This window comes from Duganella violaceipulchra (assembly GCF_019166075.1).
GTDB lineage: Bacteria > Pseudomonadota > Gammaproteobacteria > Burkholderiales > Burkholderiaceae_D > Rugamonas > Rugamonas violaceipulchra.
Map to the genome: position 1 here is coordinate 76981 of NZ_JAHTGR010000001.1, position 26691 is coordinate 103671.

General features: G+C 64.7%; 22 protein-coding genes and 1 pseudogene. 12 read left to right on the forward strand and 11 right to left on the reverse strand.

All coding sequences use genetic code 11. The annotated features are described in order from the left end of the window. Window positions 1-66 precede the first annotated feature (66 nt). The 8 genes from KVP70_RS00325 to KVP70_RS00360 all read left to right on the forward strand — a co-directional run bounded on the left by KVP70_RS00325 (window position 67) and on the right by KVP70_RS00360 (window position 8725). On the forward strand, window positions 67-684 hold the full coding sequence (locus KVP70_RS00325) for a TetR/AcrR family transcriptional regulator (protein ID WP_217940039.1): 618 nt from the start codon (window positions 67-69) through the stop codon (window positions 682-684). 84 nt (window positions 685-768) lie between these two features. Beyond that, entirely contained in the window at window positions 769-1878 is a 1110-nt protein-coding gene (locus tag KVP70_RS00330; RefSeq protein WP_217940040.1) for an efflux RND transporter periplasmic adaptor subunit, read from the forward strand. Then, window positions 1875-4976 (forward strand): efflux RND transporter permease subunit, encoded by a 3102-nt coding sequence (locus KVP70_RS00335; protein ID WP_217940041.1) that lies wholly within the window; start codon window positions 1875-1877, stop codon window positions 4974-4976. Before KVP70_RS00330 ends, KVP70_RS00335 begins: the two co-directional genes overlap by 4 nt. A gap of 42 nt (window positions 4977-5018) precedes the next feature. Beyond that, entirely contained in the window at window positions 5019-5825 is an 807-nt protein-coding gene (locus KVP70_RS00340) for an oxidoreductase (protein WP_217940042.1), read from the forward strand. A gap of 84 nt (window positions 5826-5909) precedes the next feature. Next, window positions 5910-6647, forward strand: a complete 738-nt coding sequence (locus KVP70_RS00345) for a 4'-phosphopantetheinyl transferase family protein (protein WP_217940043.1) — start codon at window positions 5910-5912, stop codon at window positions 6645-6647. Between the two features lie 130 nt (window positions 6648-6777). Continuing rightward, the gene (locus KVP70_RS00350; RefSeq protein ID WP_217940044.1) at window positions 6778-7359 is read left to right on the forward strand and encodes an acyl-homoserine-lactone synthase; all 582 of its coding nucleotides are present in this window, start codon (window positions 6778-6780) and stop codon (window positions 7357-7359) included. A 36-nt stretch (window positions 7360-7395) separates the two neighbouring features. Continuing rightward, window positions 7396-7722 (forward strand): hypothetical protein, encoded by a 327-nt coding sequence (locus tag KVP70_RS34830; protein WP_217940045.1) that lies wholly within the window; start codon window positions 7396-7398, stop codon window positions 7720-7722. A 244-nt stretch (window positions 7723-7966) separates the two neighbouring features. After that, a complete protein-coding gene (locus tag KVP70_RS00360; RefSeq protein ID WP_217940046.1) occupies window positions 7967-8725 on the forward strand; it encodes an autoinducer binding domain-containing protein in 759 nt (252 codons plus the stop codon). Between the two features lie 8 nt (window positions 8726-8733). On the opposite strand, the gene KVP70_RS00365 is transcribed toward KVP70_RS00360, so the two are convergent. From KVP70_RS00365 to KVP70_RS00410, 11 genes and pseudogenes are all read right to left on the reverse strand, one after another. Further along, window positions 8734-9711, reverse strand: coding sequence for a pseudouridine-5'-phosphate glycosidase (locus KVP70_RS00365; protein ID WP_217940047.1), 978 nt, complete (start codon window positions 9709-9711; stop codon window positions 8734-8736). Between the two features lie 30 nt (window positions 9712-9741). After that, window positions 9742-9966 carry a tautomerase family protein gene (locus KVP70_RS00370; protein WP_217940048.1) on the reverse strand — a complete coding sequence of 75 codons (225 nt, stop codon included), beginning with the start codon at window positions 9964-9966 and terminating at the stop codon, window positions 9742-9744. Window positions 9967-9977: 11 nt separating this feature from the next. Further along, on the reverse strand, window positions 9978-12443 hold the full coding sequence (locus tag KVP70_RS35615; protein ID WP_439897407.1) for a thioesterase domain-containing protein: 2466 nt from the start codon (window positions 12441-12443) through the stop codon (window positions 9978-9980). Between the two features lie 141 nt (window positions 12444-12584). Then, a pseudogene (locus KVP70_RS35620) lies at window positions 12585-13889 on the reverse strand (non-ribosomal peptide synthetase); the annotation flags it as partial. Between the two features lie 413 nt (window positions 13890-14302). Then, window positions 14303-15748: an efflux transporter outer membrane subunit gene (locus KVP70_RS00380; RefSeq protein ID WP_217940050.1), complete on the reverse strand. Its 1446-nt coding sequence runs from the start codon at window positions 15746-15748 to the stop codon at window positions 14303-14305. Continuing rightward, complete coding sequence (locus KVP70_RS00385; RefSeq protein ID WP_217940051.1) at window positions 15745-18927, reverse strand: efflux RND transporter permease subunit; 3183 nt, start codon at window positions 18925-18927, stop codon at window positions 15745-15747. The genes KVP70_RS00380 and KVP70_RS00385 overlap by 4 nt, the downstream gene beginning before the upstream one ends. After that, window positions 18927-20144: an efflux RND transporter periplasmic adaptor subunit gene (locus KVP70_RS00390; RefSeq protein WP_217940052.1), complete on the reverse strand. Its 1218-nt coding sequence runs from the start codon at window positions 20142-20144 to the stop codon at window positions 18927-18929. The genes KVP70_RS00385 and KVP70_RS00390 overlap by 1 nt, the downstream gene beginning before the upstream one ends. Window positions 20145-20259: 115 nt before the next feature. Then, on the reverse strand, window positions 20260-21324 hold the full coding sequence (locus KVP70_RS00395; protein WP_307730245.1) for an alkene reductase: 1065 nt from the start codon (window positions 21322-21324) through the stop codon (window positions 20260-20262). 87 nt (window positions 21325-21411) lie between these two features. Continuing rightward, complete coding sequence (locus tag KVP70_RS00400) at window positions 21412-22320, reverse strand: EamA family transporter (RefSeq protein WP_229224493.1); 909 nt, start codon at window positions 22318-22320, stop codon at window positions 21412-21414. 9 nt (window positions 22321-22329) lie between these two features. Next, window positions 22330-22980: a uracil phosphoribosyltransferase gene (upp, locus tag KVP70_RS00405; RefSeq protein ID WP_229224494.1), complete on the reverse strand. Its 651-nt coding sequence runs from the start codon at window positions 22978-22980 to the stop codon at window positions 22330-22332. 24 nt (window positions 22981-23004) lie between these two features. Further along, entirely contained in the window at window positions 23005-23685 is a 681-nt protein-coding gene (locus KVP70_RS00410) for a phosphoribosylanthranilate isomerase (RefSeq protein WP_217940053.1), read from the reverse strand. Window positions 23686-23807: 122 nt separating this feature from the next. Here KVP70_RS00410 and KVP70_RS00415 point away from each other — a divergent pair, with 122 nt between their 5' ends. From KVP70_RS00415 to KVP70_RS00430, 4 genes are all read left to right on the forward strand, one after another. Continuing rightward, window positions 23808-24140 (forward strand): hypothetical protein, encoded by a 333-nt coding sequence (locus tag KVP70_RS00415; protein ID WP_217940054.1) that lies wholly within the window; start codon window positions 23808-23810, stop codon window positions 24138-24140. After that, entirely contained in the window at window positions 24118-24846 is a 729-nt protein-coding gene (locus tag KVP70_RS00420) for a transporter substrate-binding domain-containing protein (protein WP_217940055.1), read from the forward strand. The genes KVP70_RS00415 and KVP70_RS00420 overlap by 23 nt, the downstream gene beginning before the upstream one ends. Before the next feature lie 68 nt (window positions 24847-24914). Continuing rightward, on the forward strand, window positions 24915-26060 hold the full coding sequence (locus KVP70_RS00425; protein WP_217940056.1) for a flagellin N-terminal helical domain-containing protein: 1146 nt from the start codon (window positions 24915-24917) through the stop codon (window positions 26058-26060). 140 nt (window positions 26061-26200) lie between these two features. Beyond that, a complete protein-coding gene (locus KVP70_RS00430) occupies window positions 26201-26626 on the forward strand; it encodes a YybH family protein (protein WP_217940057.1) in 426 nt (141 codons plus the stop codon). Window positions 26627-26691: the final 65 nt, after the last annotated feature.

Here is a 26691-nt window from a genome sequence, read left to right on the forward strand (position 1 = left end):
GAAGTGACTATATCACGATTTAGTCACTTGTTGTGCAACTCCGCGACTCGCGTTAAGCTGTCGGACATGAATAAACCCACCATCAATCCAGGCCCCGTCCGAGGCCCCGCCGATCACGAAGTACGCGATCAAATCGTTTCCGCCGCTACCGAACACTTCCGTCTGTACGGCTATGAAAAGACCACCGTCTCCGACCTCGCCAAAGCCATCGGTTTTTCCAAGGCTTATATCTACAAGTTTTTCGAGTCCAAACAGGCGATCGGAGAACTCATCTGCGCAAACTGCCTGCGCCAAATCGAGACCGACATCAGGGCGGCCGTTGACAGCGCGGACCATGCGCCAGAGAAGCTGCGCCGCATGTTCAAGGCGATCGTTGAGTCCAGCATGCAATTATTCTCTGAAGACCGGCGGCTGTACGACATCGCGGCGTCCGCCGCCACCGGGCAGTGGCAAGCCGTGCGGGACTACGAATTGCGTATCCAACAATTGCTGCAGGAGGTGTTGCGCCTGGGTCGCGAAGCCGACGATTTCGAGCGCAAGACACCATTGGACGAAACCGCGAATGCCATTTACCTGGTCATGCGCCCTTACCTCAACCCGCTGCTGCTGCAATACAGCCTAGGCGCCACCGACGACGCGCCGGCTCAACTGTCGAGCCTGGTGCTGCGAAGCTTATCAAGATGATCATGCGAAGTTGAAAGTGACTATTGACATAATTAGTCACTAGTCCCAGAATGAACTTCTGTTTTGTTCATTTACGGGATCTCCATGCTTCGCCGCCGCCTCGTTTTCTCCGCCGTCATATCCGTTTTGCCGCTGATGCTGGTCGCCTGCGGCGAAAAAAAACAATCCGACCCGCGTACCGATGCCCCGCTGGTACGCGCCGCCATCATCAAGGATGCGGCGCTTGCCACACGGGCATTCACCGGCACCGTCGCCGCCAGGGTGCAAAGCGACCTGGGCTTTCGAGTCTCCGGCAAAGTGCTGGCGCGCCTGGTGGATACCGGCCAGACCGTACAGCGCGGCCAGGCACTGATGCGCATCGACCCGGCCGATCTGCGACTCGCTGTCCTGGCCCAACAGGAAGCGGTCGCGGCCGCCCGCGCCCGCGCGCAGCAAACCGCGCAGGACGAAGCGCGCTACCGCGACCTGCGCGGCACCGGCGCAATTTCGGCCTCCGCTTATGACCAGGTCGCGGCCGCCGCCGACGCCGCGAAAGCCCAGCTGAACGCAGCCGAAGCCCAAGCCGAGGTGGCGCGCAACGCCAGCCGCTATACCGAACTGGTGGCCGATGCCGATGGCGTCGTCATGGAGACGCTGGTCGAACCCGGCCAGGTCGTCGGCGCCGGCCAGGCGGTCATCCGTATCGCCCATGCAGGCCGCCGCGAAGCCATCATCCAGCTCCCGGAAACGTTGCGGCCGGCGATAGGCTCGGCGGGGCTGGCCTCGCTTTTTGGCAAGGATGGCGCAGCCGCCCCGACCAAACTAAGGCAGCTTTCGGATACGGCAGACCACCTCACGCGCACATTCGAGGCGCGCTATGTGCTGGAGGGCGAACTGGCCAACGCCCCGCTCGGCGCCACCGTGACGATCCAGATTCCGGATGGGCAGTCCGCTCCGCCGAGCGCGTGGTCGGTGCCGCTGGGCGCCCTGTTTGACGCTGGCAAGGGGCCGGGCGTCTGGGTGATCCAGGGCCAACCGGCCAAGGTCAACTGGCGTCCGGTGACGGTCCAGCGTCTGGGCGACGACACAGCGCTCATTACCGCTCAGCTCAAGCAAGGCGAACGGATCGTGGCGCTTGGCGCGCACCTGCTGCGCGAAGGCTCACAGGTGCGTATCGTCGACCAGGCCGCCGCCGGCGCGGGAGCGCAACCATGAGCGCAGCTCGCTTCAACCTGTCCGCGCTCGCCGTGCGCGAGCGCGCCGTCACCTTGTTCCTGATTTTCCTGATTTCCGTGGCTGGCGTCGTCTCGTTCTTTAAATTGGGACGCGCGGAAGATCCGGCTTTCACGGTCAAGGTCATGACGGTGGTCACTGCCTGGCCAGGCGCAAGCGCGCAAGAGATGCAGGACCAAGTCGCCGAAAAGATCGAGAAGCGGCTGCAGGAATTGCGCTGGTACGAGCGTAGCGAAACCTACACCCGGCCGGGGCTGGCATTCACAACCGTGACCTTGATGGACAGCACGCCACCGGCGGAAGTGCAGGAGCAGTTCTACCAGGCGCGCAAGAAAGTCGGCGATGAAGCCGGCAACCTGCCAAGCGGCGTTATCGGCCCCATGGTCAACGACGAATATGCGGACGTCACTTTTGCACTGTTCGCGCTGAAGGCCAAGGGCGAGCCACAGCGCCTGCTGGTGCGGGATGCAGAGACGCTACGCCAACGTCTGCTGCATGTGCCTGGCGTTAAAAAAGTCAACATCGTTGGCGAACAACCCGAGCGTATCTTTGTCGAGTTCTCGCATGAGCGCCTGGCGACTTTGGGCGTCAGCCCGCAGCAGGTGTTCGCCGCGCTGAACAATCAGAACGTCCTGACGCCGGCCGGTTCGGTGGAAACCAAGGGGCCGCAGGTATTCATACGCCTGGACGGCGCTTTCGATGAATTGCAAAAGATCCGCGACACGCCTGTCGTTGCCCAGGGTCGCACCTTGAAGCTGTCGGACATCGCCACGATCAAGCGCGGCTATGAAGACCCGGCGACCTTCATGCTGCGCAACGGCGGCGAACCCGCACTACTGCTCGGCATCGTCATGCGCGATGGCTGGAACGGACTCGACCTCGGCAAGGCGCTCGATAAGGAAGTCGGCGCGGTCAATGCCGAACTGCCGCTCGGCATGGGACTGACCAAGGTCACCGATCAGGCCGTGAACATCAGTTCGGCGGTCGATGAATTCATGGTCAAGTTCTTCGTCGCGCTGGTGGTGGTGATGGTGGTGTGCTTTGTCAGCATGGGCTGGCGCGTTGGCATCGTGGTTGCCGCCGCCGTGCCGCTGACGCTGGCGGTGGTCTTCATCGTGATGGCCGCCACCGGCAAGAACTTTGACCGCATCACGCTGGGCTCATTGATTCTAGGCTTGGGCCTGCTGGTGGACGACGCCATCATCGCCATCGAAATGATGGTGGTGAAGATGGAGGAAGGCGCCAGCCGCATCGCCGCGTCTGCCTACGCCTGGAGCCATACCGCCGCGCCCATGCTGTCGGGCACGCTGGTCACGGCGGTGGGCTTCATGCCGAACGGCTTTGCCCGCTCCACCGCAGGCGAGTACACCAGCAATATGTTCTGGATCGTGGGCATCGCACTGATTGCCTCGTGGGTCGTCGCCGTGGTTTTCACCCCCTACCTCGGCGTCAAACTGCTGCCCGAACTCAAACCGGTCGAGGGCGGCCACGAGGCGCTCTACAACACGCCGCGCTATAACCGCTTCCGTCAGTTACTGAAGCGCGTCATCACCCGCAAGTGGCCGGTGGCAGGCGCGGTGGTAGGCCTGTTCGTGCTGGCGATACTGGGCATGGCCGTGGTCAAGAAACAGTTCTTCCCGATCTCGGACCGTCCCGAAGTCCTGGTCGAGGTGCAGATGCCATTCGGTACGTCGATCGTGCAAACCAGCGCGGCCGCGGCGAAGGTGGAGGCATGGCTGTCCAAACAGGCGGAAGCGAAGATCGTCACCGCCTACGTAGGCCAAGGGGCTCCGCGCTTCTACCTGGCCATGGGCCCTGAACTGCCTGACCCGTCCTTTGCAAAGATCGTGATCCGCACCGATAACCAGAATGAGCGCGACGCCTTGAAGGAGCGCTTGCGCATTGCCGTTGCCGCCGGTCTCGCGCCAGAAGCGCGCGTACGTGTCACCCAACTCGTGTTTGGGCCGTACTCCCCCTACCCGGTCGCCTACCGGGTCAGCGGACCGGATACGGGCAAGCTACGCGCCATCGCTGCAGAGGTGCAGCAAGTCATGGACGCCAGTCCGATGATGCGCACCGTGAATAACGACTGGGGCACACGCACGCCGACGCTACATTTCACCCTGCAGCAAGACCGCTTGCAGGCGGTCGGCCTGACCTCCAGTGCAGTCGCGCAGCAACTGCAATTCCTGTTGAGTGGCGTGCCTCTGACCAGTGTGCGTGAAGATATCCGCACCGTGCAAGTCGTGGCCCGGTCTGCCGGCAGCAACCGCCTCGACCCAGCCAAGCTTGCCGACTTCACACTGACCGGCGCGGGAGGGCAACACCTCCCGCTGTCGCAGGTAGGCCAAGTCGACGTGCGGGCGGAGGAGCCTATCATCCGTCGCCGCGACCGTATGCCGACCATGACCGTGCGCGGCGACATCGCCGATGGCTTGCAGCCGCCGGACGCATCGGCCGCCATCACCGCGCAATTGCAGCCCATCATGGACAAGCTGCCAGGGGGCTACCGTATCGAAGAGGCCGGTTCGATCGAGGAATCTGGCAAGGCGACGAAAGCGATGCTGCCGCTGTTCCCGATCATGCTGGCAATTACCCTGCTGATCATCATCTTCCAGGTGCGCTCGATCTCGGCGATGGTCATGGTTTTCCTGACTAGTCCGTTGGGATTGATCGGCGTGGTGCCGACCTTGATCCTGTTCCAGCAGCCATTCGGTATCAACGCGCTGGTCGGCTTGATCGCACTGTCGGGCATCCTGATGCGCAACACACTGATCCTGATCGGCCAGATCCACCACAACGAACTGGCGGGGCTCGACCCATTCCAGGCGGTGGTCGAAGCCACTGTGCAGCGCTCCCGGCCCGTGATCCTGACTGCATTGGCGGCGATCCTGGCCTTCATCCCGCTGACCCATTCGGTGTTCTGGGGCACGCTGGCCTACACGCTGATCGGCGGGACCTTCGCCGGGACGGTGCTGACGCTGGTGTTTCTGCCGGCTATGTATTCCATCTGGTTCAGGATCAGTCCGCGCACCGAAGCGGCAGCGCAGCGCAGCCTGCACGCCGTGTCGTCGCACTGACGCGCGCAGCCCGACCATTCAATCAAATCGAAAGGATTTTCCATGTCGAAATCTACTGTTGTCGTTATCACCGGCGTGTCATCGGGTATCGGACGTGCCGCCGCAGAAGAATTCACCAGGCAGGGATGCCAGGTGTTCGGCACCGTGCGCAGTATCGCCAACACCCAGCCGCTGCCTGGCGTCACGCTCATCGCGATGGATGTGCGCGACGAAGCGTCTGTTCAACGTGGAATCCAGTTGGTCGTCGGCCAGGCTGGCCGCATCGACGTCCTGGTCAATAACGCGGGCATGAACCTGATCGGCGCGGTGGAGGAAACCTCCACCAGCGAGGCCGCCTCACTGTTCGACACCAATGTATTGAGCATCTTGCGCACGACCCAAGCCGTGCTGCCGCACATGCGAACACAGCGCCAGGGAAGAATCATCAACGTCAGCTCGGTGCTCGGTTTTCTGCCGGCGCCGTACATGGGCTTGTATTCGGCCTCCAAGCACGCGGTGGAGGGCCTGTCCGAAAGCCTGGACCATGAGGTGCGCCAGTTCGGCATCCGCGTCACGCTGGTCGCGCCGTCCTTTACCAAGACCAATCTGGACGCCAACTCACCCCAGGCCAGTTCCAGAATCCCGGCCTATGGTCGCGAACGCGATCTGGCCGCGCGCACTGTCGCCCGGACCGTCAGCAGCGCACCCGACCCTTCCGGGGTGGCCAATACGATAGTGAAGGCGGCGCTGGGTCCCTGGCGTATGCGCCGCACGCCGGCCGGAGAGGCGTCGCTGTTGAGTAAATTGCGCCGCTTTATGCCTGCCGGACCGGTCGACTCCAACCTGAGAAAGACATTTGGGCTGGCTTGAACCTGCGCTGCACCGTGCTTGTGAAAACAGTGCAATTCGCATAACATTGATCCAAATCAACAAATGCCCACCTTTCGCCATCACATGTTTATCGAATACGAAGATCTCGACTCCAGCCTTATCCTGCCGGGAATGGAACTTTACCGTTGCCGCTATCAGGCCGACCGCTACACGCCGGACCTGTTCGCGCATTTCCGGCTCGCCCAGCCGCCCGGCCTGCAGGGCTGGGTGGTCAAGCGCCAGGCGGAGTTCCTGGCCGGACGCTATTGCGCCGCCCGCGCCCTGGCCCGCGCCGGCCAGACGGGACACCAGGTCGCGGTGGGGCCGAACCGGGAGCCACTCTGGCCGCCAGGCTGGCGTGGCGCGATCACGCATACCCGGCAACAGGCCATCGCCGTGGTGGCCTCGTCGGTAGACGGGGTGGGCATCGATCTGGAAGCGATCATGGACGCCCGCCAGGCCGCCGAATTCGCCCCCATGATCATCAACGAAACGGAACTGGCGCTGGGCCGCGCCGCCGGGCTGGACTTGCCCACCTTGGTATCGCTTTGCTTTTCGCTCAAGGAAAGTATTTTCAAAGCCCTGTATCCGCAGGTAGGCCGCTATTTCGGCTTCGAGGCCGCCGAACTGGTCAGCCTGGAGCCAGCTGCCGGCAGCTGGAGCGCGCGCCTGACTGCGCCGCTGACGGCGCGCTTGGCGGCAGGCTTTCCACTGTCGGGCCACATGCACTTGGACGCGACCAACGTCCTCACCGGAATCGTACTGGCAGCACACAATTCCCCCTCCCCACCGGCCCGCTCCGCGCAGTCACTATCCTTCTAAAACCTAGCAACTACCTAGCAGTTCCCAAGCCATTTCCTATCTTGTTTACTAGTTCCTCGGCCTAGTCCCTTCGCATAAAGTAAGCACATCGCATAACCCTTTTAACCGATAGACGACTCAGGAGATAGACATGGCTTCAATGATACAAATAGGTGCACGTGACAGCTTCAAAACCATCGACCTGCGCAGCATCTACCAGTTGCGCGCCAAGGTGTTCCAGGGCCGGCTGGGCTGGGAAGTGGCGGTGCTGGGCGGCATGGAAGTCGACGGCTACGACGCCCTCGATCCCTACTACATGATGATACGCGACGACACCCAACGTTTCTGCGGCTGCTGGCGTTTGCTGCCGACCACCGGCCCCTACATGCTCAAGGATACCTTCCCGGAACTGCTGCATGGCAAACAGGCGCCCGAGGACGAACAGGTATGGGAACTGAGCCGCTTCGCCATCGAGAGTGGCCGCGACAGCAGCTTCGGCTTCGCCGAACATGCGATGAACGCGATGCGCGAAGTGGTGCGTTTCGCCGATGAAAACGGCATCGCGAAATACGTGACGGTGACCACCACCGCGATCGAACGCCTGCTGCGCCATGCCGGCATCGAGATGACGCGCTTCGGTCCACCGATCCGGGTCGGCGTCGAGGACGCGGTGGCGCTGGAAATCCACCTGGGCCAGAAGACCCATACCGCGCTGTTCGATACTTTCCACTAAGCGGTCGCCAGTACCGTCACACCGGAGGGAGAGAGTATGAGCATATTGCCATTTTACAAAAACGCGGTGTTCCGCATCACGCCGCGCGATACGGCGCTGATCCGCGACCTGCGCTACATCCTGGGCGAAAACCAGACCCAGTTCTGGCAGCGCTTCGGCGTCAGCCAGTCCTGCGGCAGCCGCTTCGAGCGCGGCGGCACGATACCGTTTCCGGTATTGATGCTGACCCGCCTGCATCTGCTGGAAATCATCAACGACGATGATCTGGAGCGCGTCAATTCGCCCAACTTTGAAAACGAGGTCGATGTGACGCAGGCGCCGCAGGAACGGTCCGGACCGCCCCGGCTACCGCTGCCGCGCTAGCATCAATCTGTCGAGTGTGCAAGCCCCTCCGCCACCGGCCCACCGGTGGCGGAGGCGTGCTCGGCAGCAGAATGCTAAAACTTCAATTATAATTTCTTAACAATTTATGCCATGGGCATAAGTTGGCAACAACTCATCACCATTTCAACGCCATGCATGCCCAGCCATGAACACGGCGCCCTAAGCCTTAGCACGCAGCGGACGCTCACAGCCAGCAATGCCAAACACGCTCATTAAGGAATTTATGGACGATAACTTGTCAAGCAGCGGCGAAAGCGTCACCAAGGGGCTGGCCAACTTTGGGCCGATCATGGAGGCCAGCTCCAGCGCGGAGGCGATGTCCCATGTTGAACAGGCCGTGCGGGACCTGGGATTCGAACGCCTGCTGTTCGCCGTCACCGCCCAGACCAGCAATGGCAGCAAGGATCTGTATTTGCACAGCACCTACCCGCAAGCCTGGCGCGAGCACTACGAAAAAAACAACCTGCGGGCCAACGATCCGACCGTGGTGCACTGCTTCAAGTCGATGTCGCCGTTCGTCTGGAAACCTGAATCGTTCCACAGCGCGGCCCAGCAAGGCATGCTGGAGGAAGCCACCTCATTCGGCCTGCATTCCGGCGTGACCCTGCCGATCCATGGCCTGAACGGCGAGGTCGGCATGCTCACCTGCGTGCGCGACGACAGCTCCGCCCACGCCTTCCAGCGCGACCTGGGCCAGACGCTGGGCCAACTGAGCTTGCTGCGCGATGTCGCGGTCGACGCCATCATCGCCCACATCGCGCCCAAGGTCGAGGAAGAGGCGCCGGTGCTGACGGTGCGCGAACTCGACTGTCTGCGCTGGATCGCGGCCGGCAAGACCACCTGGGAGATCGGCCGCATCCTGAGCATCTCCGAGGCCGGCGTCAACTTCCACATCTGCAACCTGCGCACCAAGTTCGGTGTCAACCGCCGCAGCGACGTCGTCATCAAGGCGATCCGGCTGGGCCTGATCGCCTTGCCATGAGACGCCGCTCAGGCCAGGGCCTGGGCGCGCAGCGCGGCGTGGGCCGCGGCGATCCGTCCGGCCACCTCGGCCGTGTTGATCAGCACCGCCATATTGGCCTTGGCCGAGCGCCCGTCCGTGACCCGGTCCACCGCGCGCATCAGATGCTTGGTCAGCGCGTTGCCGCGGATGCCGTCCTGCTCGGCGGCGAGCACGGCGCGAGCGATCACCGCCTCGATCACCTCGCTGTCGATGGCGTCCTCCTCCCGCGTGGGGCTGGTGATCAGCAGCGAGCTGTGATTGCCCAGCGCCCAATGCAGCTCGACGGCGCGGGCGATATCCCGCGGCGCATCCAGGCGGTGCGGGCTGGCGTGGCCGCTGGAGCGGCAATAGAAGGCAGGGAAATCATCGAACTGGTAGGACACCACCGGCACGCAATGGGTTTCCAGGAATTCCAGCGTCAGCCCCAGGTCGAGAATATTCTTGGCGCCGGCGCACACCACCGCCACCTTGGAGCGGGTGAACTGGATCAGGTCGGACGAGATGTCCATGCTTTTCTCGGCCCCGCGGTGCACGCCGCCGATGCCGGCCGAGGCGAAGTAGGCGATGCCGGCCAGCTCCGCCGCCACCAGCGACGAGGCCACCGTGGTGGCGCCCATGCCGCCCTGGGCCAGCACAAAGGGCAGATCGCGGCTGCTCACCTTGGGGATGCCCTGGGTTTGCGCGAAGCGGTCGATGCTGGCCTCGCTCATGCCGATCAGGATGCGGCCGTCCTCGATGCCGATGGTGGCCGGCACCGCGCCGCCGCGCCGCACCGCCGCCTCCACCAGGCGCGAGGTGGCCACGTTGTCCGGATAATCGAGGCCGTGGGTGATCACATTCGATTCCAGCGCCACCACCGCCTTGCCGGTGGCCAGGGCTTCGGCCACCTCGTCGGCGAACACCAGTTCGATGCCATGCGGCGCGCCGCTCGATGGTGCGTGGATAGTCGTGTTTGCTGCGTTCATAATCTTCCTTGTGTAGTTTGGGTTGGGTATTCAGTAATTCGGGATCTTGCACAACAATTCCTTGCGCAGCTCCAGTTCCGGGTGATACACCCGCTGGCGCCACTCCTCCGGCGCGACCGGCTCCAGTGCAATGGAGATGGCGCCGTCCGGACAAGCAAACGTCTGTTGCACGATGCTGCTCAGCGCCTGGACCAGTTCCGTTTTCTGGGCCGCGCTCAACTCGACCTGGAAGTGCTTGATGTTGATGTGCGGCATGGTTGCGCTCCTTAGCTGGCGGCCAGTTCCGAGGCGTCCTCGGCCACTTTGCGTCCCGGCGCGACACCCAGTCGGGCATGGATCACGGACACCAGTTCCTCGATGCCGGGCAGCTTGAGCATGCTGTAGTGATCGGCCTCCAGGTTGATCACGTCCGGTTCCACTTCCGAGAAGCCGGCGCTGTTCTCGATGAAGGAATAGTCGTCGCCGTCGGCCTTGAAGATGGTCAGCGGCGCGCGTATCCGGCGCTCGGCCAGCTCGTGGAAGGTGTACTTGAACTCGTAGGTCTGGCAGACGATGTCGATGATGCGTTCCACCAGGTCCTGGTCCAGGCTGCGTATCCGCGCGCAGATGAAGGCGGCGAAGCTGTGCTTGTCCTTGGCCACCTTCAGGCATTCGGCCAGGCCCGGTCCGCTGATGCTGTGGGTGAACACCGAGTACAGGATGGTGACGAAGGCCGGATTGTCGTAGCTCGGCGCGTTGCCATGCACGGCCGCGTCCTGGGCGCGCAGCTTGGGCGAACCCGGCGCGATCAGGTACAGGTCATCGATCACCTCGCCGCCCTGCTCCAGCTGGTAGGCCACCTCGAACGCCACCCGCGCGCCGAAGGAATAGCCCCATAAGGTGTAGGGCCCGTGCGGCTGCACCCGCTTGATGGCCTGGATATCCTCCGCCGCCATCCGGGCGATGGTGGCGTAGGCCACCTCGTCGCGGTTGATGCCATGCGCTTGCACGCCGTAGAACGGATGGTCGCTGTCGACCTGCTGCGCCAGCAGTCGCAAATTCATCGGGTAGCCCCCCAGGCCCGGCCAGCAATAGATGGCCTTGCGGTTGCCGCCCTTGGCCAGCAGCACCAGTCGCGACAGCTGATTGCCCTGCCCCTCGTCGACCTTGGCGGCCAGCTTCTCGATGGTGGTGGCCTCGAACAGCAGCTGCAGCGGCAGCGACGAGCCGAAGGCCTTGTTGATGTGGTTGATCAAGCGCACCGCGATCAGCGAATTGCCGCCCGATTCAAAGAAGTCGTCATGCACCGAGACCGCGTCCCACTTCATGGCCTTTCTCCAGATCTCGCCGATGCGCAGCTCGGTCGGCGTGCGCGGCGCCACGAAGGGCTTGTCGCTCGCCTCGGCGTTGGCCTGCTCGGACGCCGCCAGCGCCTTGTGGTCGATCTTGCCGTTGGCCGTCTGCGGCAGCCGGTCCATCACGATGATCTTGTTGGGCATCATGTAGTTCGGCAGCAGGTTCAACAGGTCCTCCTTGATGATCTCGGCCGGCCCCTGCATGTGGATGGCGTCCTCCTTCATGCCCTCGCTGGCGATCTGCTCTTCGCTGATGCGCCCGCCCAGGGCGAAGTAGAACTGTCCCTGGATTCCGCCGCGATGCGCCAGGATGGCGGCAACGCGCTTGGCCGACGGCAGGTCGTTGCCGGTTTTCGAGCTGTAGCCGGACGCCATGAAGCCCAGCTGGCAGCCATTCATCTGCAAGTGCTGCAGCTTGCGGCCCAGCGCGATGAACTGCATCCAGTCGCGCTCGTCGCGGCTGATCAGCGACACGCCGAAGCTGGCGCGCTCGTACACCTGCTGGTTGATCGCGATCACATGCTTCTTCTCGATCAGCTGGTCGGACACAGCTTCGAAGCCGCCGTCGTGGTAGCGGTATAGTCCGCCTGGCAGTCCGGCCACCTTGTCGCCATGTGCCTGGACGTAGATATCCATGCCCTGCTTCGGCCGCGCGTCCTGCTGCGCCGCCGACACCAGTTCAAAGCTGCCGAGGTAGTAATCCTCGTCCGCGCACGCCAGCTGCGCCTTCACCTCGGGCTGGAACGTGCCGCCATCGATGGCCAGCTGGTGCGCCGGCAGGATCTGGTCGAACAGCCCCAGCATGTGGCCGGTTTCCATCTCCAGCACTTCCTGGATGTTGTTCTTGTAGACCGGTTCGATCGCGCTCTTCTTGCCGATGAAGTGCAGCTTGATGCGGCCGCCGGATTCGCCAGGCAGTTCACTGATCAGCGCCAGCTGGTGGTGCACCGGATGGTAGTAGTACAGACCGTGGCGCAGGCCGCCGATTCCGCCCAGCTCGAAATACATCTGGGTCGCGTACAGCGCGCCGGGCGAGGCATAGCCGTATTTGGGCAGCAGGCGTTCGTCGCTGGCGAACTGGCCGAAGTTGCGCACGATCTCGCCGAATTCGGCGAAGCCCAGGCTGTCCAGGCTGCGCGCTGCGGCGGGCGCCTGTGGGCCGGCCAGCAGTTGCACCAGGTCGTCGCGGTTGACCGGGCCGCCCTCGAAGTAGCGATAGGTCTTGCGGGCGAACACGCGCCGGCGCTGCGCCGCGCTGGCCTGCTTGCCGGGCAGCTCGACGGTGACGCGCGCGGCCAGGTCGGCGGCGTCGCGGCAGCCGACGTTGGACAGCTGGGCCTTGACCTGCAGCTTGCTCTTCTTGGACTGGTGGTGCGCACCATGCTTGCCCTGGTCCATCAAGGCCGCCTCGCGCGGATTGAGTTCGATGCAGGCGATCAGGTTCTGGAAGCCGGTGCGGCTGTCGTTCCGGATCAGCAAGGCCGCGTTCTTGACCCAGTCATGGTCCTCGATCGCCAGCCGGATCTCGTCCAGTTCGACGCGGAAGCCGCGCAGCTTGACCTGGTTGTCGGCGCGGCCGGAGAACTGCACCGTGCCGTCGGCATTCCAGACGCCCAGGTCGCCGGTGCGGTACAGCCGGTCGCCGCGGCCGGCCGGCGCCAGTGGATTGTCGACGAAGCGCTCGGCCGTCAGGTCGGGCCGGTGCAGATAGCCGCGCGCCAGCTGCACGCCGCCGATATACAACTCACCGATCTCGCCCGGTTTGACCAGCTCCATCTTGCTGTCCAGGATGTAGTACTGGGTGTCGCGCACCGGTGCGCCGATCGAGATCGCGTTCGGGCCGGCGGCCACCGTGTTGCGCAGCACCTGGTAGGACGAGGAATTGATGGTGCACTCGGTTGGGCCGTACAGGTTGATCAGTTCGCAATTGGCCATGGTCTCCAGGCATTGCTGCGCCAGATGCTTGGACAGGATTTCGCCGCCGCTGAAGATCTGCGTCAGCGACTGGCAGTCCTGGAAGCGATCGCTGTCGAGCAGCGCTTGCAGCAGGGTCGGCACGCACTGCAGGGTGGTGACCTTCTGTGCCAGGATGGTGTCGACCAGCGCCTCGGGATCGCGGTAGATGCCGGGCGCGCCCACCACCACCGTACTGCCGCAGGCCGGCGCCAGGATTTCCCACTGGGCCGCGTCAAAGCTCATCGGGGTTTTTTGCAGCACCACGCGCTGATGGTCCAGCTGGTAGGCGTCCTGCAGCCAGCCCATCTGGCTGACGATGCTGTGATGCTCGATCATCACCCCTTTCGGTTTGCCGGTGCTGCCCGAGGTGTAGATGATGTAGGCCAGGTTGTGCGGACGCACAGGCTCATGTTGTTGCTGCGCGGCGTGCGCCACCGTGCGGCCACGGGCCACGTGGTGGGCCAGCGCGTCTTCCATGGTGACGATGCGGGTTCCCTCCGGCGCCAGGCGGGCCAGGCGTCCCTTCAACTCTTCCTGGGCGAACACGACGTCGACGCGGGCATCCTCGACCATGTAGCGCAGACGCTCCTCCGGATATTCCGGCGACAACGGCAGGTAGGCGCCGCCGGCCAGCAGGATACCCCATACGCCGGTCATCAGTTCCAGCGAAGGTTCGACGAAGATGCCGATGCAGGCGTCGCCAACCACGCCCAGATGGCGCAGATAGGCCGCCAGGATGGCGCTGTTCTGCGCCAGTTCACGGAAGCTCAGGCGTTGTTGACCGCATATTACCGCGGCTTGATCCGGACGCGTGCGCACCTGTTCCCACAGCAGATCGGGCAGGCACTTGCCTTGGTCCAGTTTATTCACATTAGTAATGGTATTCATATTCACCTTTAGCCAGTAGCTTGTTATCAATCGTTAAATCTTAAAACCAAATAGCCGTCAGCCCAACGCTGCACCGGCGTGCCAAAAATATGGTAGTTCCTTTGCAAATCAATATCTTGCGCCCATCGAGATAAATACTTCCGGTCTCGTTGATTAATGTCTGATTAGCGGAATCCATTAAATCAAAAAATAACAATCTGCATCACTATCAATACAGTCAGGTAGAGCAAATAAACATTGTGCATAATTTATTCAATATAAATAATTAAATTAAGACGCATAAATACCAAGCCGAAATAATGTTTTAACGGGGATGAATTAACAGGAGGTTCGACAGCGACGACCAGGGCGAACGCCCGAGGTGTATGGGAGATGAGGCGCGGCGTCCGGGCGGACGCCGCGCCGATACAAACTTATTGCACGGTCCAACCGCCACCCAGCGAGCGGATCAGGGCCACCGTCGACACATAGCGGCTACCGCGCAGCTGCACGGCGTTGCGTTCCACGCTGGCGAGGTTGCGCTGCGCGTCGAGCAAGTCCAGATAGCTGGAACGGCCGGCCTGGTAGAGCTTTTGCGCCAGCTCGGCGGAGCGCCGCGCCGACAGCACGGCGGCGTCCAGCTGCTCGCCCTGCCCGGCCAGGATGCGCAGGCCGGCCAGGTTGTCCTCCACCTCGGCGAACGCCACCAGCACGCTCTGCCGATAACTGGCCACCGACTCGTCCAGCGCCGCCTCGCTGCGGGCGATGTTGGCCTTGTTGCGGCCGCCGTCGATCAGCGGCATCGACATCAGCGCCCCCACCACCCAGCTGCGGGCGTCCCACTTGAACAGACCGGACAAGGTGTCGGACTCGCCGCCCCCGGCGCCGGTCAGCGCCAACGCCGGGAACATGGCCGACCGGGCCAGGCCGATGCGGGCGTTGGCCGCCACCATCGCCCGCTGGGCGGCGGTGATGTCGGGCCGGCGCTCCAGCAGCGCCGAGGGCAGGCCCGCCGGTATCGCCGGCACCGCGCCGCCTTCCGCCAGGGGCTGCACCGCGAAGGCGAAACTGGCGGCCGGCTTGCCCAGCAAGACCGCCAGCGCGTGTTCATCGCCGACGCGCTGGCGCAGCAAGCCGATCGCCTCGGCGCGCGAGGTCGCCAGCTCGGTCTTGGCGCGGGCCAGGTCGAACTCTCCCAGCTCGCCCAGGTCGAAGCGGCGCTGGTTGACCTGCACGTTTTGCTCGCGCAGGCGCACCGTCTGATCCAGCGTCGCCAGCTCAGCGTCCGTCGCGCGCAGCCTGAAATAGGTCTGCGCCACGTCCGCCTGCAAGGCCAGCAGCACCGAGCGATAGGTCGCCTCGCTGGCCGCCGCGTCGGCCTGGGCCGCGCTGACGCTGGAGGCGACCCGACCGAACAGGTCGAGCTCGTAGCTGGCGGCCAGCTTGGCCTGCCAGGTGTTGCCGACGCCGACGGGCGCGCCGGACGGCAGGCCCAGCGCATGGTTGGCGGCCCGGCCGCGCTGCGCGCCCAGCTGGGCGTCCAGCTGCACGCCACGGTCCGCCTCGGCCACGCCGGCCAAGGCGCGCGCCTGCCTGACCCTGGCCGCAGCCACCGCCAGATTTGCGTTGGCGGTGGTGGCGTCGTCGATCAGGCCGTTGAGCACCCGGTCGTTAAAGGCCAGCCACCACAATCCACGGGCCTGGGTCTCGGCCGGGCGGGCCGCTTGCCAGCGGCTGCCGTCGGCGGCGCGCTGCGGCGTCGCCGCTTCCTTGAAGCCGGCCGGCACGTCCAGCACGGGCGCGCTCAGTTGCGGCGCGGCGCAGGCGCTCAGCAGCACGGCCGCCAGCAGAGGTACACTTTGTTGTATGCGGCGCTTCATTGCACGCTCCCTTCCAGTTTCGCCGCCACCAGGGTCGCGGCACTCGACTTTTCAAACCGCCGGGCGAAGCTGCGCAGCAGGACGTAGAACACCGGCGTCAGGAACAGGCCGAAGAAGGTCACCCCCAGCATGCCGCCAAACACCGCCACCCCCATCGCATGGCGCATCTCGGAGCCGGCGCCGTGCGAGAACACCAGGGGCAGCACGCCCATGATGAAGGCGATCGACGTCATCAGGATCGGACGCAGGCGCAAGCGGCACGATTCCAGCGCGGCCTGCACGATGCTGCGGCCGTGGTGCTCCAGCTCGCGGGCGAATTCCACGATCAGGATCGCGTTCTTCGACGCCAGCCCCACCAGCACGAACAGCGCGATCTGGGTGAAGATGTTGTTGTCGCCCCCGCTCAGCTTGACGCCGATCAGCGCGCACAGGATGGACATCGGCACGATCAGGATCACCGCCAGCGGCAGGGTCCAGCTTTCGTACTGCGCGGCCAGCACCAGGAACACCAGCAGCACGCACAGTGGGAAGACCAGCACCATGGTGTTACCGGCCAGGATCTCCTGGTAGGTCAGGTCAGTCCATTCGAAGGTCACGCCCTTGGGCAGCGTTTCGGCGGCAATCTTCTCCAGCGCGGCGCGGGCCTGGCCGGACGACACGCCCGGCGCCGGGGCGCCGTTGATGTCGGCCGCGACATAGGCGTTGTAGCGCTGCACCTGGCCCGGACCGTAGCTGTCCCTGACCCGCATCAGCGACGACAGCGGGATCATCTCCCCCTTGTCGTTGCGCACCTTCAGGTGGGCGATGTCCTGGGCGTGCGAACGGAACGGCGCGTCGGCCTGCACCCGCACCTGGTAGGTACGGCCAAACTGGTTGAAGTCGTTCACATACAGCGAACCCAGGTTGATCTGCAGGGTCTGGTAGATCGTCTGCAGCGGCACGCCCAGCTGCTTGGCCTTGCTGCGGTCGACGTCGGCGAACAGCTGCGGCACGTTGATCTGGAAGTTGGTGAACACGCCGGACAACTCCTTCGACTGCCAGGCCTTGTTCTGCAAGGCCTGCACCGCCTTGTGCAGTTCGTCGTAGCCGACGTTGCCGCGGTCCTCCACCATCAGCTTGAAGCCGCCGATGGTGCCCAGGCCGCTGACCGGCGGCGGCGGGAATACCATCACAAAGGCGTCCTGCACGGCGCCCATGCGCTTGTTGATCTCCTGGGCGATGGCGCCGCCGGACAAGTCGGCGCTGGTGCGCTGCTCGAACGGTTTGAGCGGGAAGAACACGATGCCGGCGTTGGAGGCGTTGGTGAAGCCGTTGATCGACAGGCCGGGAAAGGCATTGGTCGACTCGACGCCAGGCACGGTCAGCGCGATGTCGGACATGCGGTTCAGCACGGCGTCGGTGCGGTCCAGCGAGGCGCCGTCCGGCAGCTGGGCGAAGCCCACCAGGTATTGCTTGTCCTGCGAGGGCACGAAGCCGCTGGGCACCGACTTGAACACGAACACGGCGCACACGGTCAACAGCGCGTAGACCGCCACGGCCAGGGTCTTGCGGCCCAACACGCCCTTGACGCCGCCCTCGTACCTGATCGAGGCGCGGCCGAAGAAGCGGTTGAAGCCGGCGAAGAAGCGGCCGAACAGCTGGTCCATGGCGCGGGTCAGCGCGTCCTTGGGCGCGTCGTGCGGTTTCAGCAGCGTGGCCGCCAGCGCCGGCGACAGGGTCAGCGAACTGATGGCCGAGATCACGGTGGAGATCGCGATGGTCAGCGCGAACTGGCGGTAGAACTGGCCGGACAGGCCGGACACGAAGGCGATCGGCACGAACACCGCGCACAGCACCAGGGCGATGGCGATGATCGGTCCGCTAACCTCACGCATCGCCTGCACGGTGGCGTCGCGCGGCGTCAGGCCGGCGCCGATGTTGCGCTCGACGTTCTCCACCACCACGATGGCGTCATCGACCACGATGCCGATCGCCAGCACCAGTCCGAACAGCGACAGCGTGTTGATCGAAAAGCCCAGGCCCAGCATCACGGCGAAGGTGCCGATGATAGAGACCGGCACCGCCAGCAGCGGGATGATGGAGGCGCGCCAGGTTTGCAGGAACACGATCACCACCACCACCACCAGCGCCACCGCCTCCAGCAGGGTGTGGATCACGGCCTTGATCGACTCGCGCACGAACTGGGTCGGGTCGTACACCACGCTGTACTCCACGCCTTCCGGGAAGTCCTTTTTCAGCTCCGCCATTTTGGCGCGCACATTGGCCGACAGTTCCAGCGCGTTGGCGCCGGGGGCCTCGAAGATGGCGATCGCCACCGCCGACTTATTGTCCAGCAGCGAGCGCAGCGCGTAGGAGTTGGAACCCAGTTCGACCCGCGCCACGTCCTTGAGCAGGGTCAGCGCGCCGTCGGCGCCGGTGCGCACGATGATGTTGCCGAACTCCTCCACCGTCTGCAAGCGGCCCTGGGTGTTCACGGTCAGCTGGAACTCCGAGCCCTTCGACGGCGAGGCGCCGATCACGCCGGCCGCCACCTGCACGTTCTGTTCGCGGATCGCGCCGACCACGTCGCCGGCCGTCATGCCGCGCGCCGCCACCTTCTGCGGATCGAGCCAGACCCGCATGGCGTAGTCGCCGGCGCCCAGCAGCACGGTTTCGCCCATGCCGGCGATGCGGGCCAGCTGGTCCTTGATGTTGAGCACCGCGTAGTTGCGCAGGTAGACATCGTCGTAGCGGCCGTTGGGCGACGACAGGTGCACCACCATGGTCATGTTCGGCGAACTCTTGACGGTGGTGACGCCGATCTGGCGCACCTCCTCCGGCAGGCGCGGCAAGGCGCGCTGGACCCGGTTCTGCACCTGGGTCTCGGCCTGCTCGACGTTGGTACCGACCTTGAAGGTGACGGTCAGCGCCAGCGCGCCGTCGGCGGTCGCCTGCGAGGACATGTACAGCATGTTCTCGACGCCGTTGACCTGTTCCTCCAGCGGCGCGGCCACGGTTTCGGCGATCACCTTGGGGTTGGCGCCGGGGTACTGGGCCCGCACCACCACCGACGGCGGCACCACGTCCGGATATTCGGAGACGGGCAGCTTGAAGATGGCCAGCAGTCCAGCCACGAAGATCATGATCGACAGCACGGCCGCGAAAATCGGCCGGTCGATGAAGAAGCGTGAGATGTTCATTATTGTTCCTTGGTTGAGGCGGCCGCAGGGGCTGCGGCTGCGGCGACCTTGCCGGCGGCCGCTGCCCGGCCGGCGTCCATCGCCACCAGCGTGGCCGAGACCGGCGCGCCCGGACGCACCCGCTGCAAGCCGTTGACGACGATTTTTTCGCCCGCCTTCAGGCCCTGGCGCACCACGCGCAAGCCATCGACCGGGCGGCCCAGCAGGACCTGGCGGTATTCGGCCTTGCCGTCGGCGCCCACCACGAAGACGTACTTGCGGTCCTGGTCGGTGCCGATGGCGCGCTCGTCGATCAGCGCCACCTTGGACGGCGCCGACTCGTCGCCGCCCAGCTGCACCCGCGCGAACAGGCCGGGCGCCAGGCTGTGGTCGGCGTTGGCGAAGGTGGCGCGCATGCGCACGCTGCCGGTGCCGGTATCGAGCCGGTTGTCGACGAACTCGAGCTTGCCCTCGTGCGGGAAGCCGGTCTCGTTGGCCAGCCCGACCCGCACCGCCACCGCGCCGCCGCGCTGGGCCAGGCGGCCGACGCGCAGATAGGTGTCCTCGTCGCCATCGAAGCTGGCGTAGATCGAACTGGTCGAGACCACCGAGGTCAGCACCGCGCTGCTGTCGACCAGGTTGCCGACGGTGATCTCCGCCTTCGACACGCGGCCGCTGATCGGCGCGACCACCTGGCTATAGTTCAGGTTCAAGCGCGCGGCCTCGGAGCTGGCCTGGGCGGCGCGCGCGTCGGCGTCCAGTTCCTTCACGCCCGAGGCCTTCTCGTCGAGTTCGCGCTGCGGGATGGCCTTGTCGGCCAGCAGCAGCTCGGCGCGCGCCAGTTCCAGCTTGGCCAGCGCGGCCTTGGCGCGGGCCGAATTGGCGGCCGCCTCGGCGCGATTGGCCTCGGCCTGGAACGGCCGTGGGTCGATCACGAACAGCACGTCGCCTTTGCGTACCTCGCTGCCCGGTTTGAAGTTGACGGCCGTGATGAAGCCGCCCACGCGGGGACGGATCTCGACCCGCTCCACCGCCTCCAGGCGGCCGGAGAATTCCTGGGTGTCGGCCACCGCGCGTTCCAGCACGGCCGCGGCCGTGATGGGCGGCGCGCCGGCTTCGCTTTCCTGTGGCTTGCCCACCGCCTTGTCGCAGCCAGACAGGCCCAGGACCGCCATACCGGCCAGCGCCAGGGCGGCCACCAGCGGACGCGCCAGCGTGTTCACAGTAGTTGGTTTCATACGAGTTCCTTTGTAGTATTGAAAACGGGTGGAAGGGACGGCGCCGGCCTGTCGGGCAAAAAATCGTGCGCGCCGCCCGCTTCCGCTTGAGACGAATGCCTTGCGGCGGCAGCGCCTACAGCGACGGATAGTCGGTGTAGCCGCGCTGGTCGCCGCCGTACAGGGTGGCTTGATCCACCACGTTGAACGGGCCGCCGGCCAGGATGCGGGCCGGCAGGTCCGGGTTGGCCAGGAACAGCGCGCCGAACACCACGGCGTCGGCCAGGTCCTCGTCCACCACCGCGTCGGCGACCGCGCCGGACACGGCGCCGTCGTCGGCGCTGGCGTGCGGGTTGAGGATCAGCGCGCCGCGCCAGTTCTCGCGCACCGCCAGGGTCTGCTCGCGGCAATAGGCTTCCATGACGTGCAGGAAGGCCAGGTCCGGCAGGCGCGACACCAGTTCGCGGTACAGCGCCAGCGAATCACCCTCGGCGATGTCGTTGTAGGGGTTGGACGGCGAGATGCGCATGCCGGTGCGGCCGGCGCCGATGGCGGCGGTCACCGCCTGCGCCACTTCGACCGCAAGCCTGACGCGCGCGGCCAGGCTGCCGCCGTAGTCGTCGCCGCGTTGATTGGTGTTGGCCGCCATGAACTGGTGCAGCAGGAAGCCGTTGCCGCCATGGATCTCGACGCCGTCGAAGCCGGCCGCGATGGCGTTGAGCGCCGCGGTGGCGAAGTCGTCGACGGTGCGGGCGATCTCGCTCTTGGTCAGCGCGATCGGCGTGGGGTAGTCCAGCATGCCGTCGCGGGTGTAGGTCTTGCCCTCGGCGGCAATGGCCGACGGCGCCACCGGCAGGTGCGCGCTGGGATACAGCGCCGGATGGCCGATGCGGCCGGCATGCATCAACTGGGCGACGATGCGCCCGCCGGCCTGGTGCACGGCGCCGGTGACCATCTTCCAGGATTCGACTTGTTCAGGGGTATGCAGTCCGGGCGTGCCGCTGAAGCCCTGGCCCACCTGGCTCGGCTGTATGCCTTCCGAGATGATCAGGCCGGCGCTGGCGCGCTGCGCATAGTAGGTCGCCATCAATTCGGTGGCCAGGCCGGCTTCGGTGGCGCGGTTGCGCGTCATCGGGGCCATGACAAACCGGTTTGCCAGGGCGATATCACCTAAGGAAATGGGCTCAAACATTTTTTTCATGATTCTTCCCTGCGTAGATTGGTAAGTAAAGAAGGAAGGCGCGGCGCATGGCGCCGGCCCGCCTCCGGTTGGTGCGGCTGGGACCGTTTATTTAGCCGGCGCCCTGGCCAGGCCAGCGACCCGCGCGGCGGGCGCCGCCGGCCGGCGCGGTTGCACGATCACCACGGCGGCGATCACCGCGGCCGCGCCCAGCATTTGCGTCAGACTGAAGCTTTGGCCGAGGAAAACGTATCCCAGCAAAGCGGCCATCAAAGGGCTGGCGAAGGACAGGAAGGACACCGTCAAGGCTGGCAAACGCTGAATGCCGCGGAACCAGACCATGTAGGCGAACAGCGCGCCGACGATGCCCAGGTAGGCGAAACCCAGCCAGTTGGCGCCGGTCAGCGCGGGCGGCATGCCCTCGGTGAACGCGGCGACCGGCACCAGCACGGCGCCGCCCACCACCAGTTGCCAGCCGGTGAAGTTGAGCACGCTCACCCCCTCCGGACGGCCCCAGCGCTTGGTCAGCACGATGCCGGCCGCCATGCAGGTGGCGCCGGCCAGCCCGGCCACGATGCCGATGCCGTCCAGCCTGGCGGCCGGTTTCAGCACCAGCAGCGCGATCCCGAGCGCGCCCACCACGCAGGCCAGCACCTGGGCCGGACGTATCCGCTCGCCCAACAGGCCCAGCCCCAGCAGCAGCACGATCATCGGCTGGATCGACATCACCAGCGCCGCCACCCCGCCCGGCAGGTGGTAGGCGGCGACGAACAGGCAGTAAAAGAACGCACCGATGTTCAGCACGCCCAGTACCAACGCCCTCCACCACCACGCGCCCGCCGGCAGCTTGCGACCGATCGCAAGCAAAATCAGGCCGGCGGGCAATGCTCGCAGCACCGCGGCCAGCAGTGGCCTACCCGGTGGCAGCAGTTCGGTTGTGATCAGATACGTGCTGCCCCAGATGGCCGGAGCGAGCGCGGTCAGCAGCGAATCGAACATCAATGTGTGCTTTTTCATCATCTTCTCCTAGCGCGCGGTGCCGAAATAGCGGTCGCCGAAGTCGCCGATGCCGGGGATCATGTAGGCCTGCTCGGTCAGTTCCTGCTCGACCGAGGCGGTGACCACGCGCAGTTTGGGGTGGGCTTCGAGCAGGCGCCGCAGGCCGACCGGCGCCGCCAGCAGGTTGACGAAGATGATGTGCTGCTCCGGCACCCCGGCTTTCAGCAAGACATCGATCGCCGCCAGGGCCGAACCGCCGGTGGCCAGCATCGGCTCCAGCAGCAGCACATGACGTTCGCCGATATCCGGCGGCAGATGCGAGTACAGCAGGTCGGGCAGCTTGGTTTCCTTGTCGCGCTGGATCAGGATCTTGCCCATGCGCAAGCCCGGATACATGGCCCGCAATTCCGGCTCCATGCTTTCCCCGGCCCGTATCACCGAGACGCCGCACAGCTTGACGGCCAGTTGCAGGCCGTCGTAGCTGGCGCCGATCGGCGTGGTCACCTGGCGCGGTTGGAAAGGCAGCAGGTTCATGCCGGTTTCCAGCAATTGCCGGATGATCCGGTTCGAATAGAACACGAAGTCCTCCTGGCTGGCGCTCTTGTCGCGGATGATGGAATGCAGCGCGCGCAACTGGTTGGTTTGCGGCAAAACGTGAACGGCAGATGCATTGAACATGACTGGCCCTCCTTTCCGCGCCGCTTACGCGGCCTCGATGTCGTTGAACGCGCGGCGGGCCTCGGCCACGAAGCGGCGGGTCTTCTCCAGGTCCTTGCGGCCGTTCGGGCCTTCCAGACCGGTGTGGGCGTCGACGGCGGCCGGACGCACCTGGCGGATGGCGGCGGCGACGTTGTCCGGGGTCAGGCCGCCGGCCAGCATCAGCGGCTTGGGCGAGCGGCGCACCAGCTCGGCGCTGACCGACCAGTCATGGGTCAGGCCGGTCGCGCCCTTGGCGCCGGTGGCCGGGTTGTAGGTGTCGGTGATGAACATGTCGACCGCGTCGGCGCACTGGTCGACCAGCGCCAGCAGTTCCTCGGCGTTGTCCTCGCGCACAACCAGGCTCTTCAGCACATACAGGTCGGGACGCTTGGCCTTCAGCTTGCGCAGCTGTTCGACCTCGACGTCGCCGTGCAGCTGCACCGCCGTCACGCCCAGTTCGGTGCAGAAGGCGCTGACTTCGTCGGCGTCGGTCAGGTAGCTGATCAGCACGCCCGCTTGTGGGGTGTTCAGGGTGGAAATGATCTTGATCGCGGCCGACTCGGAGATGTCGTCCTTGCCCGATGGCAGACGCAGCGGGAAGCCCAGCCAGTCCACGCCCTCGGCGGACAACAGTTTGGCTTCTTCAGCATCGATGATACCGGCGACTTGAACTAGGTTTTTCATGGTGGTTCGTCTTTCTTGGTGGGTGGGGAAAATGATTGAATACGCTCTATGCGCGCTGTCGCCGCCTCGCCGTTTATCGGTCTCGAAGTGCGTCGCGTTGGGAAGCATTAAATCAAAAATAGGTGTTTGATATCACTAGCAAAGCTGTTAGGTTGACACCGGAAAGGGCCGGTTTCGGCGGTGGCGGCGAGCGCCGCCTGCCGTTGAAATTTTCCAAAATTGCCCTTGGCATATTGATCGGCATTAAAAATCGGAGTAAAAGTAAACATTCACGCAGGCATGATTTCATCCCGGGACTCAAGCAATTGACGGAGACCGGCCGCTTCGACGCGATCTATCGCAAATACTTGGGCGATGCCAAGGGGGCCAGGCTTGAGGCATGCAATCACAGCACGGGTGAGCCGGGTGCTGACCTCCCTGTTGGCGGTCGCCATGACCGGCGCCGCCGCGGCTGACGTTGCGCCGCTCAAAAGCTACACGATCGGGGTTGAGGACCTGCAGTACTACCCCCTGCATACGACCAGCAATGGCAATGCCTTCGGCGGCTTCGCGCGCGAAGTACTGGACATGTTCGCCAAGGAAAAGGGCTATGCCTTCCGTTATGTAGCCTTGCCGGTCAACCGCCTGTATGTCGCCTTCCTGAACGAGCGCACGCTGGACTTCAAATACCCCGACAATCCCAAATGGCGGGAGGACCTGCGCGGCGCGGCCAGGATTCGTTACAGCGCGACGCTGGTCACCTCGGAAGAGGGGGCGATGGTCCTGCCCCAGAACAAGGGGCGGGCGCTGCGCCAGATCAAGTCGCTCGGCACGGTGCTGGGATTCACCCCCTGGCCCTATCTGCCGGCGATCGACAGCAAGGCCATCGCGCTCAGCACCAGCAGCGGCTTCGAGGGCTTGCTCAGGCATGCGCTGGCCAACCATCTCGACGCCGTGTACATCAATGTCGATGTCGCCAACTATCTGCTGGCGGAGGAGCTGAAGACGCCGGGTGGCCTGGTGTTCGATCCGGGCCTGCCGCACGCGCGCAGCGACTTCAGCCTGTCGACCCTGCGCCACGTCGAGGTATTGACCGAATTCGACGCTTTTTTGCGGCGCGAGCGCCCGCAGTTGCAGGCGCTCAAGCTCAAATACGGGATAGAGGAACGCGGCGGCCCCTGAGCCGGCGCGCCCGCTTTCCCCTCGTCCCGATGGCACAGGGACTGGCCTGACACCGCAACAATCGCCGCATGCTGAGCCTACACACCAACACCGCCTCGCTGTCCGCGCAAACCACCCTGCTCCACGTCGAGAGCAGGATGGCGGTCGCCATGACGCGGCTGGGCAGCGGCTACCGCGTCAACTCGGCGCGCGACGACGCGGCAGGTTTGCAGATCGCCACCCGGCTGGCCTCGCAAACCCATGGCATGGCGGTGGCGCGGAATAATATCCAGAAGGCCATTTCCATCCTGCAAACGGCCGACGGCGCGCTCGACGAGAGCAGCGCCATCCTGATCCGCATGAAGGATTTGGCCATACAGGCCGCCGACGGCTCGGTCACCAGCGGCGACCGCGTCGCGATGCAGGCCGAATACACCGCGCTCAGCCATGAGTTGAGTAATATTTCCAGCGCGACCACCTTCGGCGGCAGCAAGCTGTTGCTGGGCGACACGACGGCGGAGCGGGCGAACGTGGTGGCGGCGTCCGCCAACGCGGTCGCCAACGCCGCCAATGCGGCCGCCGCGCACGCCGCCGCCGTGGGCGCCTACAACGCCGCCGTCGCCGCCAACGCCGCCGGACCGACGCCGGCCACGCTGGCGACCGTCGCCAGCACCTTGGGCGTGGCCGCCACGGCGGCAGATGCCGCCAGCGTCGCCGCGATCGCCGCCACCGACGCCCAGGACTACGCCGCCGCCGTGGCGACGGCGCTGGCGGTCGACGGCAAGTTTTCCCGCGCGGTCTCGTTCCAGATCGGCGCCTCCGCCAGCGAGGTGCTGGCCTATAACCTGACCCCCTTGCTGAGCAATATGCATACCGCCCTGCACGCGGCCTCGACCACTTACGACACTTTCGGCGTTCTGGTCAAAGGCAGCGGCACCGACCTCGTCATCGCTTCGGCGGCCTCCGCCTCCATCGAAAAACTGGACCAGGCGCTGGACGCGGTCGCCACGGTGCGCTCCAGCCTGGGCGCCACGAGCAATCGCCTGAGCCATTCGGACAGCAATCTGGCCAATATGAGCACCAATACCGTCCAGGCGACCGGCCGCATCATGGACGCCGATTTCGCGCAGGAAAGCGCCGACATGCTCAGCAATCAATTGCTGATGAAGGCCGGCAGCGCCATGCTACGGGGGAGCAACAGCATCTCGTCCCTGCTGATGTCGCTGCTCAAATAGGGCGGCGCGGGCCGCGCGAACCGCCTGGGTGTGGCCCATGTCGATGAACTCCCTGTTCATCCGCGCTTGCCACCAGGCCAGTAGGCGGATTACAGTGCCCTCCTGTCACTCTAATTTCGTCACATTTCCCGGAGACTTGCATGCGTCTGACGTCGTTTATCGCCCTGTCCATCACCTGCCTGCCATTATTTGCGGCAACACCGACTGAAACCGTTGCGGCATTTCATACGGCGCTCGCGGCCGGCCAGGCCGAGCGGGTCGCGGAGTTGATGAGTCCGGGGATTCAGATCTATGAATCCGGCTACGTCGAGCGCTCCCGCGATGAATATACGGGCCACCACCTGGCCGCCGACATCGCATTTGCCAAAGCCACCTCCATCAAGGTGCTCAAGCAGAATGAGCGGATAGGCGGCGACCTGGCGGTCGTCATGCAGGAGACCGAAACCACCGGCAAATACAAGGGTAAGAATATCCAGCTCCTGGGGACCGAGACGGCGCTGCTGGAAAAACAGGGGGACAAGTGGCTGATCACGCATATTCACTGGTCGTCGCGCAAGCCCAAGTAAGCGAACTGCGAAGGCACTCGGGATCTAAATGGCTGGGAACTTGAAAAGTTTTGATTTGGATCAAA